Raw genomic sequence first — 12,228 nt, 5'->3', positions numbered from 1 at the left:
AGGGAGGAAAGCAAATGAAAACACCCTTACCGCCCGTCTTACGCGCTGCCCTTTACCGTCGCGCTGTCGCCTGTGCCTGGCTGACCGTGTGCGAACGTCAGCACCGCTACCCGCATCTCACCCTTGAGTCACTGGAGGCGGCCATCGCCGCTGAGCTGGAAGGCTTTTATCTGCGCCAGCACGGTGAGGAAAAAGGGCGTCAGATAGCCTGTGCCCTGCTGGAAGATTTAATGGAATCCGGCCCCCTGAAGGCCGCGCCGTCGCTGTCCTTTCTCGGGCTGGTTGTGATGGATGAACTCTGTGCCCGTCACATAAAAGCGCCGGTACTGCACTGAAGGAGAACAACACCATGAAAATGAACGTAACCGCCACCGTCAGCCATGCGCTCGGCCACTGGCCGCGTATTCTCCCGGCGCTGGGGATTCAGGTGCTGAAAAACCGTCATCAGCCCTGTCCGGTCTGTGGCGGGAGTGACCGCTTCCGTTTTGATGACAGGGAGGGGCGCGGCACCTGGTACTGCAATCAGTGTGGTGCCGGTGACGGCCTGAAACTGGTTGAAAAGGTGTTTGGTGTTTCCCCGTCCGACGCGGCCGCAAAGGTGGCTGCCGTGACCGGCAGCCTGCCACCGGCTGACCCGGCAGTGACGGCCGCCGCCGTTGCTGAAACAGACGCTGCCCGGAAGAACGCCGCCGCACTGGCACAAACCCTGATGGCGAAAACCCGTCCCGGAACCGGTAACGCCTACCTGACCCGCAAGGGCTTTCCCGGCCGGGAATGCCGGATGCTGACCGGCACACACAGAGCCGGTGGCGTGAGCTGGCGTGCCGGTGACCTTGTGGTGCCACTGTATGACGACAGCGGCGAACTGGTTAACCTTCAGTTAATCAGTGCTGACGGCCGTAAGCGCACCCTGAAAGGCGGACAGGTCAGGGGCACCTGTCACACCCTTGAAGGACAGAATCAGGCCGGAAAACGTCTGTGGATAGCGGAGGGATACGCGACCGCACTTACCGTACATCACCTGACCGGTGAAACGGTGATGGTGGCGCTTTCTTCCGTGAACCTCCTTTCTCTGGCCGGCCTTGCCCGGCAGAAGCATCCGGCCTGTCAGATTGTCCTTGCCGCAGACCGTGACCTCAGCGGTGACGGCCAGAAAAAAGCCGCCGCAGCCGCAGATGCGTGTGAAGGTGTTGTTGCCCTGCCGCCGGTCTTCGGTGACTGGAATGATGCCTTCACGCAGTACGGCGGGGAAGCCACCCGTAAGGCCATTTATGATGCCATCCGGCCACCGGCTGAAAGCCCGTTCGACACCATGAGCGAAGCGGAGTTTTCCGCCATGAGTACCAGCGAAAAGGCCATGCGTATCTATGAGCATTACGGCGAGGCGCTCGCGGTCGATGCCAACGGCCAGCTTCTGTCCCGCTATGAAAATGGTGTCTGGAAGGTGCTGCCGCCACAGGACTTTGCCCGGGATGTGGCCGGGCTGTTTCAGCGTCTGCGCGCGCCGTTCTCCTCCGGGAAGGTGGCCTCCGTGGTGGACACCCTGAAGCTGATTATTCCGCAGCAGGAAGCCCCCTCCCGCCGCCTGATTGGCTTTCGTAACGGCGTGCTCGACACGCAGAGCGGCACGTTCCACCCGCACAGTCCGTCACACTGGATGCGCACCCTGTGCGATGTGGATTTCACCCCGCCGGTGGAAGGGGAAACGCTGGAAACCCACGCCCCCGCGTTCTGGCGCTGGCTTGACCGTGCCGCCGGTGGTCGTGCGGAAAAACGCGACGTGATTCTGGCCGCACTGTTTATGGTGCTGGCAAACCGCTACGACTGGCAGCTCTTTCTGGAGGTGACCGGTCCCGGCGGCAGCGGCAAAAGTATCATGGCCGAAATAGCCACCCTGCTGGCCGGTGAGGATAACGCCACGTCGGCCACCATCGAGACGCTGGAATCCCCGCGTGAACGTGCCGCGTTAACTGGCTTCTCACTGATACGCCTGCCGGACCAGGAAAAATGGAGCGGCGACGGTGCCGGACTCAAGGCCATCACCGGCGGCGATGCGGTGTCCGTTGACCCGAAATACCGGGATGCATACTCCACGCATATCCCGGCGGTAATTCTGGCCGTGAACAATAACCCGATGCGCTTCACCGACCGCAGCGGCGGCGTGTCACGCCGGCGGGTGATTATTCACTTCCCGGAACAGATAGCCCCGCAGGAGCGCGACCCGCAGCTTAAGGACAAAATCACTCGCGAGCTGGCGGTCATCGTGCGTCACCTGATGCAGAAGTTCAGCGACCCGATGCTCGCCCGGTCACTGCTTCAGTCCCAGCAGAACTCAGACGAGGCGCTGAACATCAAACGGGATGCCGACCCGACGTTTGATTTTATCGGCTATCTGGAAACCCTGCCGCAGACCAGCGGCATGTATATGGGGAACGCCAGTATCATCCCGCGTAATTACCGTAAATACCTCTATCACGCCTATCTGGCCTACATGGAGGCAAACGGCTACCGGAATGTACTCAGTCTGAAAATGTTCGGGCTGGGGCTACCGGTGATGCTGAAGGAATACGGACTGAATTACGAGAAGCGCCATACCAAACAGGGGATACAGACCAACCTGACACTGAAAGAGGAAAGCTACGGCGACTGGCTGCCAAAATGTGACGACCCTGCGACAACCTGACCATCATGACTCATCTGACCGGCATCTGCCGGTCTTTTTTTTATCCCTGAATTCCCCGCAGGTGAACAATCCACTGTTCATCCTTCACCGTGTATTCACCCGTTATCACACTGAAATTAAAAGAGAAAAACGAAAGGTGAACAGTGTGAACAATCAAATCAAAAAAAACTTTTTTCGCCCTGTGTGATTTCAGTGCGGAGGATTAATCCCCTGCACAAGTCACACCGGCAGAATGCCGGAGGTGAAGAATCGAATGTTCACCCTTCACCCATTATTCACCACCTATCACTCTGAAATAAAAGGAGAAAAAAGAAAGGTGAACAGTGTGAACAGTTCTTTCGAAAAAAAATTTTTTTCCTGAGTTAACGTGCGTGAAGATACGTGTAACAATTAATCGATAGATATTATATGTATAAGGATGTGTATAAATGAATTAGAATAGAAAAATATAAACGATTTGAATCAAATGGTTACATGGCAATTTTGACTCCTGTGATCTTCCGCCAATTTGCCTCTTCTGACCTCAATAAAATGAATCGCCCGCGCCCGTGGACTTCGGTATCCGACCTGAGCCTTTATCTCCACACGTTGCATCAACCACCAGACTTTGTTTACACCACATTGTTCCTGATATCCCGCAGATCGAGACAGATCGTGCGATAACCATAAACACAGCCCGATTCCAGCCAGAACTGCCTGTATGCCCCGTCAGATTCAGGTCAACATGATGCCGTCGTGAATGTGGCGGCTTTATCCAGGCGTAAAGACTATGGATAGTAATATCAAGACGTGTTGCGACGCTGGAAACAGAATGGCCGCGCTCAATAACCTGTTTTACCACTTTAATTTTAAACGCTTCGGGATAACATTTACCGCTCATGGGCTCTTCTCTTTAAGTCATCTTAAATGACTCAGCGGTGTCTGTTAAACCTGTGGCGATTCATTCCTCCGTTTTATCCAGACGAAATTATCCTGATAATGTGCTGTAGCGGCTGAATGACTTAATATCACATCAACCTAAACACTGAATAGTTTCTCAGTTACCTGATTTTTCATTGTTATCTATTAGATACTGCAAGCATTTTATCTTTATACCCTTTCTCTCCCATACGTTCTGTTTATTCTTAACCCTCCCATTATTATATTTCAGTAGTAATATATCCGTATACATTCTTATACCAGGTACTCATATTACTGGCAGTTAGTTTAATTTTTTGTACGTATCCCACATAATCGTGCTATTCACATTTAGAGATCACGTCATCGATCTGCTAACGAAGGAATCTCTATGTGTAAATCCCGTCTCACTGAGCATCAGAACATCGCCGTAATTAAGTTGGTCGAAGCCGGACGAACGGTTAAAGATATCTGCCAGGAGGCGAATATTTCTGAAGTAACTGACGACATCTATGGACATTAGGTTTGACCACATCCTGTTTCTCACTAATGTGCTCCGGGAAAGAGTTTTCATCAGATGAGCAATTGAAAAGAGAAGCCAGAAGCTGAAGTTGCTTCGACCGATAAGTCTGTCGGTTGCTCAGACTGTCACGATCAGAATTAAGTCAGATCAACTTATTGGCAAGGTATGACCCCCAGCGTTAAGTTACAAGATTTTCTCATGGCATTAGCATTACACCTCCTTAAAGTTTACATGCGTCTCTACAAAAGAGTCTTAAATTTGTATATAAGAAGTTGATGAGAGCACAAATGTCACCATTAAGTCATTGAATAACAATGCAATAAAAGAAAAAATCTTAAATTAGGTTTTAATAATAAGAATTCATTACAGGTTTACAGGAATTACTTTTATATTTCATCACATCACCCCGATAGTGACGAGGACAGCAGACAGATGGTATTGAGAACCGTTATTTATCACCCTCATGATTTAGCAAATAGTGCTGTTTTAAGATTTTTTCTGATATTGGAGATTATGTATAAAAATCCCAATGGGTGAAATACAAATCCGAAATGATGTATTACGACTGTCGGATCTGTCATGGTTTTTTAAAGCTGTATTTTAGTGCTTTCCAGGAGTTTATGACACTGACAATATTTCGCGACTTTTGACAGCCGTAGCACGGTATATTATCTGGATTGACACATTTATTTACCAATGAAATATTAATAGAAACATCGACGGGAGTCGTTCAGGATGATGAGAAAGCCTTCACAAATTGTCCATTGCATTAGTTGCGATTTATCCTGTCAATTATTCCCTGACAGCGCAGTACGGGTGCAATACTGTCATAATGCGGCATTTTCCATCTGGCCAGATGGTAATGCTTTCCTGAAAAAAGGGTTTATTGAAAAGTTATTGCTTGATAGACACAACCATTTATCCAGCGGTTTTATCTTTGTTGATTTTTCTTTCCCGAATCTTCGACGATTTACCGATTTGCAATGGGCTGACAGTCTGGCAGACAGTGGCATGCATATTGTCCTGATTTCTGACAGAAGTTTAACTCCGCTGGCCAATTACTGGATTTTGAAAAGCAATAAAATACAAGGAATTATTTATTCCGATGACGATGATATTGTGCAACAGCAAAAGATGCACCGCTTGTTTACCGGTCGGCTCGCCAACAGTAAACGTGGACGAACGCTTAACTATACGGAATTTATATTACTGAAGCGCTTTGTATCAGGAATAAGTATTCAGCAGATTGTAAATATTGACAATATTGATATTAAGAAACTTTATGTGCATAAGCTGCGGCTTGAAAATAAGCTAGGGCATAGCATTCATAAAATAATATCAAATATTTTATAGATCCGTTTCCATTTTTATTATTTCCATATTATTGCGATGTGGAAGACGCTTTACGCCATAATGCAGGAGGCAGAATGCCAACTCCCCAAAATTACTCATTCATCGCCATAGCGGTATCAGCAGCGTTAGCCTCTATGGTATTTCCCTCCCAGGCGGCCTGGGTTGACGTTGATAGTCTGCCATCCAGTGGGCTGGTCAGCCAGTTGCCGCCGGAATTACAGGCTATTATTCCCGCTCAGGCCAGTACCGGTTTCACCAAAGTCGGTACTATGCCCAACTACGTTTATCAGTGGAACACCGGCACCATCCCGGTTTATGGCAATGGCCTCACGCTTAATGGGCCGGGTGCGGAGGCGTTTGAACACACTGTCACGGTTATTCAAAACAGCGGGACGGGAAGTCCGGGCGTGATTTTTGGCAACGACCTGACCATTCGGACGCAGTCGGCGAATGCCGCGAATAATGGTAGAGACGTCGATGGCATCCGTACTCACGGCGCAAATACTCCGGATAACCCGGTATTTATTATTACCGGTGACCGTACCAACATCTACGTGGATGGTCAGGATGGTGACGGTATTAACGCCGGATATAACTCATTGGGCCAGGGTTGGACCGGATCGGCCAATATTTACGTCGGCGACGATCTGTATATCAAAACAACAGGTAGCCAGGGACGTGGAATTACAGCTAACGCCATGCGGGATGCGTCACGTGCCAAAAATACGATTGTCGTCGGCAATCGTGCACATATTGTTACTACCGGCGACAGTTCGGAGGGGCTGCGTACCGGACAAAGTGGTTCGTTGATTCGTCTGGGTGACGATGCAACCATCGAAACCTCCGGCGCATCCTCAACGGGGATTTACGCAGCATCCTCCTCCAGAACCGAGCTTGGCAACAACGCTACTATTACGGTGAACGGTGCCAGCGCACACGCGGTATATGCAACTAACGCTACCGTTAATTTGGGAGAGAATGCCACTATTAGCGTTAACAGCGCCAGTAAGGCTGCATCCTATAGTAAAGCCCCTGCCGGTTTATACGCCCTCTCCCGAGGCGCCATTAATCTGGCAGGCGGTGCGGCTATTACTATGGCGGGCGATAACAGTAGCGAAAGTTACGCCATCAGCACGGAGACTGGCGGCATTGTTGACGGTTCTTCAGGAGGTCGTTTCGTCATCGACGGTGATATTCGTGCTGCTGGCGCCACCGCTGCCAGCGGTACGCTACCGCAGCAGAACAGTACAATTAAGCTCAATATGACGGACAACTCGCGATGGGACGGGGCGTCGTACATCACCAGCGCTACGGCGGGCACAGGCGTTATCTCTGTACAAATGAGCGATGCGACCTGGAATATGACCAGCAGCTCAACGCTCACTGACCTGACGCTGAATAGTGGCGCAACCATTAACTTCAGCCATGAAGATGGCGAGCCATGGCAAACGCTCACCATCAATGAAGATTATGTAGGCAACGGCGGTAAGCTGGTCTTTAATACTGTGCTCAACGATGATGATTCCGAAACGGACAGGCTGCAGGTTCTCGGCAATACTTCAGGCAACACATTTGTTGCAGTAAATAATATTGGAGGAACCGGGGCTCAAACCATTGAAGGTATTGAAATTGTAAACGTTGCTGGCAATTCCAACGGTACTTTCGAAAAAGCAAGCCGTATTGTTGCCGGAGCCTATGACTACAACGTGGTGCAGAAAGGTAAAAACTGGTATCTGACCAGCTACATTGAGCCGGACGAACCGATTATTCCCGATCCGGTGGACCCTGTTATTCCCGATCCGGTAGACCCTGATCCAGTAGACCCGGTTATCCCTGACCCTGTTATTCCCGATCCGGTGGACCCTGATCCAGTAGACCCTGAGCCAGTAGACCCGGTCATCCCTGATCCGGTCATTCCTGACATAGGGCAATCTGACACACCGCCGATAACAGAACATCAGTTCCGTCCGGAAGTGGGCAGCTATCTTGCCAACAACTATGCGGCAAATACGCTGTTCATGACGCGTCTCCATGACCGTCTGGGTGAAACCCAGTACACCGACATGCTGACGGGTGAGAAGAAGGTCACCAGCCTGTGGATGCGTAACGTTGGCGCCCATACTCGCTTCAACGATGGCAGCGGGCAGCTAAAAACCCGCATCAACAGCTATGTGTTACAACTGGGAGGCGATCTGGCACAGTGGAGCACTGACGGTCTTGACCGTTGGCATATTGGTGCAATGGCAGGTTATGCCAACAGCCAGAACCGCACGCAGTCGTCCGTGAGTGACTATCATTCCCGTGGTCAAGTCACCGGTTACAGCGTCGGCCTTTACGGCACCTGGTATGCTAACAATATCGATCGGTCTGGGGCTTATGTGGATACCTGGATGCTGTACAACTGGTTTGATAACAAGGTCATGGGTCAGGATCAGGCCGCTGAGAAATATAAATCCAAAGGAATTACCGCCTCGGTTGAAGCCGGTTACAGCTTCAGGTTAGGTGAAAGCGCGCATCAAAGCTACTGGTTGCAGCCCAAAGCGCAGGTGGTATGGATGGGCGTGCAGGCTGACGACAATCGCGAAGCCAATGGTACCCTCGTCAAGGATGATACCGCCGGTAATCTGCTAACCCGCATGGGCGTAAAAGCCTATATTAACGGCCACAATGCTATTGATGACAATAAATCTCGAGAGTTCCAGCCGTTCGTGGAGGCGAACTGGATCCATAATACGCAGCCTGCCAGCGTGAAGATGGACGATGTCAGCAGCGATATGCGTGGTACAAAAAATATTGGTGAACTGAAAGTGGGTATTGAAGGGCAAATTACCCCGCGCCTGAACGTATGGGGTAACGTGGCGCAGCAGGTAGGTGACCAGGGCTATAGTAATACCCAAGGCCTACTGGGGGTTAAATACAGTTTTTGATTCAGGTAACAACAGAGCCGCTGATCTTCAGCGGCTTTTACCCGGAAGCGCTTTCATTTGGCTGATATGTTTCATGAACGGCTCCCAAAACCGCTTAATGTGTACAGAAAAATATCGGGCGTTTCCCGATGGTGAACATAAAGCCACGATGGCCCTGAGTCAGGATGGTGTAACTGATGCTTTTCCCTGGATAGACATAAAAATCGGGTAAAACCGTCTCGATAACCGCATCGGACAGTGTTTCGTCACGCGTGACTTTGTTGATATCCGTCGATATAAAATGGGTGCTGTCTTTATTTTCACTCCATACATAGGAAACATCACGGCGGATCACGCCGCTCATTTTATTATCGACGTAATATGTTCCGCTGATGGAAACCACCCCAGTGCGTTTTTTCAGCGAATACATAAAGTCCAGCGTCAGGTTAGCCTGAGTATTGTTATAAAACACAATCACAGGCGCCGTACATTTCTCTGGATCCCGGTTCTTTTCCGTATACAAATGAAAAAGATGCCCAAGCCCTACTCCCAGAAACAGTAGAGTCAGGCAGGCTAACATCAGTGCCTTTTTACCCATGTGTCACCCCGCGGAAAAAAAGCGTCACGCAACCTGTATCACCGCGCGTTTTATAAGGTTGCTGACAAATCAATGCCGTAACCGCTGGGGTGCGACTGCTGGAAGGGAAATAGACCCATGGGTATTTCTGACAATCCATACCGGTTTTTAGAATCATTGACTTATAGCTTGCAAAGCGGCTGCCGCTTTCGATATCTTCATTCCGCGAGAAAAAATGACAGCCCTGAGTTGTTTCAACCAGCGTGTAGCGATCGTAAAAATCCTTATCGGGAACGGTTTGCCAGCTTATAGTGCCAAGCAAAATACCAACAGCAAATGTCCCGGTCATCCAAAGTACAGGTACATAATGTTTAAACCAACGCCCTGACATACGCGGTGGCGTCTCACCCTTTTTTTCTATTGCCTGAGCGAAGTCTTTGCGGATGGTCATGAGGCTCACACCAGGCTCAATCTGAAAGCCTCTACGCGGAACCGTGATTATCAGCGTATCTTCATTTTCGCCAACGGTACGTAATCCGCGGCGAATAATGGAGATATTCTGATAAAGCGTATTTGCCGACACCACCATGCCGTCTTCTTCCCACACTTTTTGAAAGAATGTTTGTTGTGAGACGACGGAGGGGGCGTTTTCCAGCAGAAGGCGCAAGCAGCGGCTGGCGGGCGTTGTCAGAATAATGTTGAGATCTGGCCTCGATAATGACGCCAGGCGATTCATTTCTGGATTAAATTCAATATTATCGTTAATTATCCATAACATCGCATTGTTACCATGCCAAAACATAACGTAGTTGGAGAGGGTTAATAGACACCACTGAGTATAGTCTGATGCTGTGGCTGCGTAGCAGGACATGGATTGTCCCCTGCACATACCGATCATATAGAACATGACAAAAAGAGCGAGAGGCATAAGACATTAACAGGTAAGCGTAGACACCGCTTTTCTCATTATAGCAGACTCAGGGGTGAAAGTACGTTTGGTTTTCTTGTTCGTTAAGTCTCCTGTTTTGTATTAAGGTGAGAATATCACCTTTAATCAGGTGGCCAAATTTACTGTGCCGCTACGCTTTAATATCTCATAGATAAATCATGAGAAAATATATCCTGACAATCTATATCATATGAAAGACAGGGTTTTATTTAAAGTGTTCTCTATAATGGCTTGTAATATCCAAAAAAGCAGCACTCGTTATGTAGGGATAGTTTCCAATTTATTAAGAGTTACAGTAGCCATACTTAATAAAAACACGCTTCCCACTTAATATTTAAGCTGTGCTTTATGTTATTTAAATATAAATAAGTTAATCCTTAACAAACATATTTCAAACTTATACTAAATAATTTTAAAACTATCCATCAGAAACAATTTGTGGGGACATAGTTTGTTTTTTCAATCAATAATCCTCTCTGACATGTAAAATAGAAACATTTATTCATAATATGAATATTGTTGTGATAACAGATTCGCGTGAAAGTAAATCGACTGAAGGTGATGCCGATGAATATTCCTTCAGAAAGAACTCACCAGGGTAATCCAGGATCGGCAACGGATTACTGTCATCAGCTTAAAAAACGGAAATCGCCCCGGCGATTAATGACTTTAACACTGATAGTGACTATCAGTGAAAGGCAACAACAAGGAATGAATTATGTCTACACCCGCGAATTTTAACGGTCAACGCCCTGCCATTGATGCTAACGACGCAGTAATGCTGCTGATTGATCACCAAAGTGGCCTGTTTCAGACCGTCGGCGACATGCCGATGCCGGAATTACGCGCGCGCGCCGCGGCGCTGGCTAAGATCGCCACCTTATGCAATATGCCGGTCATTACTACCGCATCCGTACCACAGGGACCGAATGGTCCGCTGATTCCGGAAATCCATGCGAATGCACCCCACGCGCAATATGTCGCGCGTAAAGGGGAAATTAATGCCTGGGATAATGCCGATTTTGTACAAGCGGTAAAAGCGACAGGCCGTAAAACGCTGATCATCGCCGGTACTATTACCAGTGTCTGCATGGCTTTTCCAGCCATCAGCGCCGTCGCGGAAGGGTACAAGGTATTTGCGGTAATTGATGCCTCCGGTACGTACAGTAAAATGGCGCAGGAAATTACGATGGCCCGCGTGGTGCAGGCGGGCGTAGTACCAATGGATACCGCGGCGGTAGCCTCTGAGCTGCAACGTACCTGGAATAGGGAAGATGCCGCAGAATGGGCGGATGTATATACCAAAATATTCCCGGCCTATCAGCTACTGATTGAAAGTTATACCAAAGCGCAGGAAGTAGTAAAAAATAATGAACTGCTGGATTCTCAGCGCGCATAAATAACGCCCTGAAGCGGCTAAATAGCCCCATTTAATGGGGCTATTTTACTTGCCATTTTGGTCCTGGGCAGAAAATCCTCACGTACTACGTGTGCGCTCCGGTTTTTGCGCGCTGTCCGTGTCCAAACTGGCTGCGCCAATAACGCCTGGTGGGATAGGCTCTTAATCAAATACGCCATTAATAATCGCCGTGACCACCGCGGTACTGAGCGCGATCAGCACCAGATTATCCCCAACGATTTTCCACTCATAGCCCGGATAATAAGGTAATTGTCCCAGCATAGACGCCGGCACCGTTTTTTTAGCGATTCCCGGCGGTAGCGGTTTTCCTCTCGCCAGATTTTTCGCAATCCCCGGAGGTAAAGACTGATAACCCGTCAACCCTAAATTCACTGCCAGTTGCCTGGCGACAGCGTAGCTAATGTCCGACTCGACGTGATCCGGTTTACCGCCATTTTTACGGTGTTCCGTTTTTTGCCCGGCATTTCCTTTATGTCCGTTACCGTTATTACCCTGATTAGCCGCGTTATTACCATGTCCGCCGCCATTGCCATTTCCCGGATTCGCCAGCACAGGCGTAGCGCTCAGGGAAAACGAAATCAACGTCGCCAGGACGGCGGTTAAACCACGACGATTATTCATGATATTGCCCTTCTGATGTGGGATACCATGAAAATAGCGCCCCGCCATAAAAAGAACAACTACATCGATTCTTATTTTAAGCGGGGCTCGCCAACAGCAGCTTATCGTATCCAGATAGTCAGTAAAATCAGGATGATTGCTATCAGGACAACCTGATAAAAAATTTTGTCCAACCCTCTTTTTTGCATGGCGTCACCTCGTTAGAAAACGATTTGCCAGAGGGCTAAACACAACACCAACAGGCTAATCAGTAAAAATATCAGCGCGATGATTTTATCGGGTGAGCGATTCATCTGGGC

10 protein-coding genes and 2 pseudogenes are annotated in these 12,228 nt (G+C 49.0%); 6 read left to right on the top strand and 6 right to left on the bottom strand.

Annotated features, from left to right (window positions below):
* Positions 1-14 precede the first annotated feature (14 nt).
* Together ABVM99_RS20790 and ABVM99_RS20785 are read left to right on the top strand one after the other, a co-directional pair.
* Positions 15-335, top strand: a complete 321-nt coding sequence (locus tag ABVM99_RS20790; RefSeq protein WP_000856729.1) for a DUF5375 domain-containing protein — start codon at positions 15-17, stop codon at positions 333-335.
* A gap of 14 nt (positions 336-349) precedes the next feature.
* Complete coding sequence (locus ABVM99_RS20785; protein ID WP_124741039.1) at positions 350-2,683, top strand: primase-helicase zinc-binding domain-containing protein; 2,334 nt, start codon at positions 350-352, stop codon at positions 2,681-2,683.
* 537 nt (positions 2,684-3,220) lie between these two features.
* On the opposite strand, the pseudogene ABVM99_RS20780 reads toward ABVM99_RS20785, so the two are convergent.
* A pseudogene (locus tag ABVM99_RS20780) lies at positions 3,221-3,563 on the bottom strand (transposase); the annotation flags it as partial.
* Positions 3,564-3,971: 408 nt separating this feature from the next.
* On the opposite strand from ABVM99_RS20780, the pseudogene ABVM99_RS20775 reads away from it, so the two are divergent.
* The 3 genes and pseudogenes from ABVM99_RS20775 to misL form a co-directional block, all read left to right on the top strand.
* Positions 3,972-4,082: pseudogene (locus ABVM99_RS20775) on the top strand (transposase); the annotation flags it as partial.
* Positions 4,083-4,838: 756 nt separating this feature from the next.
* Complete coding sequence (locus tag ABVM99_RS20770) at positions 4,839-5,456, top strand: helix-turn-helix transcriptional regulator (protein WP_000984806.1); 618 nt, start codon at positions 4,839-4,841, stop codon at positions 5,454-5,456.
* A 74-nt stretch (positions 5,457-5,530) separates the two neighbouring features.
* On the top strand, positions 5,531-8,383 hold the full coding sequence (gene misL / locus ABVM99_RS20765; protein ID WP_023195518.1) for an intestinal colonization autotransporter adhesin MisL: 2,853 nt from the start codon (positions 5,531-5,533) through the stop codon (positions 8,381-8,383).
* A 94-nt stretch (positions 8,384-8,477) separates the two neighbouring features.
* Here the strand turns inward: misL and ABVM99_RS20760 are convergent, their stop codons facing one another.
* Both ABVM99_RS20760 and ABVM99_RS20755 read right to left on the bottom strand, forming a co-directional pair.
* Positions 8,478-8,942 carry a hypothetical protein gene (locus ABVM99_RS20760; RefSeq protein ID WP_001521985.1) on the bottom strand — a complete coding sequence of 155 codons (465 nt, stop codon included), beginning with the start codon at positions 8,940-8,942 and terminating at the stop codon, positions 8,478-8,480.
* Between the two features lie 10 nt (positions 8,943-8,952).
* Complete coding sequence (locus ABVM99_RS20755) at positions 8,953-9,810, bottom strand: transcriptional regulator (RefSeq protein ID WP_001278062.1); 858 nt, start codon at positions 9,808-9,810, stop codon at positions 8,953-8,955.
* 796 nt (positions 9,811-10,606) lie between these two features.
* Here ABVM99_RS20755 and ABVM99_RS20750 point away from each other — a divergent pair.
* Positions 10,607-11,287: an isochorismatase family protein gene (locus tag ABVM99_RS20750; protein ID WP_000106461.1), complete on the top strand. Its 681-nt coding sequence runs from the start codon at positions 10,607-10,609 to the stop codon at positions 11,285-11,287.
* Between the two features lie 162 nt (positions 11,288-11,449).
* Here ABVM99_RS20750 and cigR read toward each other — a convergent pair whose 3' ends face one another.
* The 3 genes from cigR to mgtR form a co-directional block, all read right to left on the bottom strand.
* Positions 11,450-11,929 (bottom strand): anti-virulence regulatory inner membrane protein CigR, encoded by a 480-nt coding sequence (cigR, locus tag ABVM99_RS20745; protein ID WP_023195519.1) that lies wholly within the window; start codon positions 11,927-11,929, stop codon positions 11,450-11,452.
* 101 nt (positions 11,930-12,030) lie between these two features.
* Positions 12,031-12,117 (bottom strand): magnesium transporter protection protein MgtU, encoded by an 87-nt coding sequence (gene mgtU / locus ABVM99_RS20740; protein WP_252515021.1) that lies wholly within the window; start codon positions 12,115-12,117, stop codon positions 12,031-12,033.
* 12 nt (positions 12,118-12,129) lie between these two features.
* On the bottom strand, positions 12,130-12,222 hold the full coding sequence (mgtR, locus tag ABVM99_RS20735) for a protein MgtR (protein ID WP_001082117.1): 93 nt from the start codon (positions 12,220-12,222) through the stop codon (positions 12,130-12,132).
* Between the last annotated feature and the right edge of the window lie 6 nt (positions 12,223-12,228).

This window comes from Salmonella sp. SJTUF15591 (assembly GCF_043356435.1).
Classification (GTDB): domain Bacteria; phylum Pseudomonadota; class Gammaproteobacteria; order Enterobacterales; family Enterobacteriaceae; genus Salmonella; species Salmonella enterica.
This window is presented reverse-complemented; position numbering and strand designations above follow the sequence as displayed.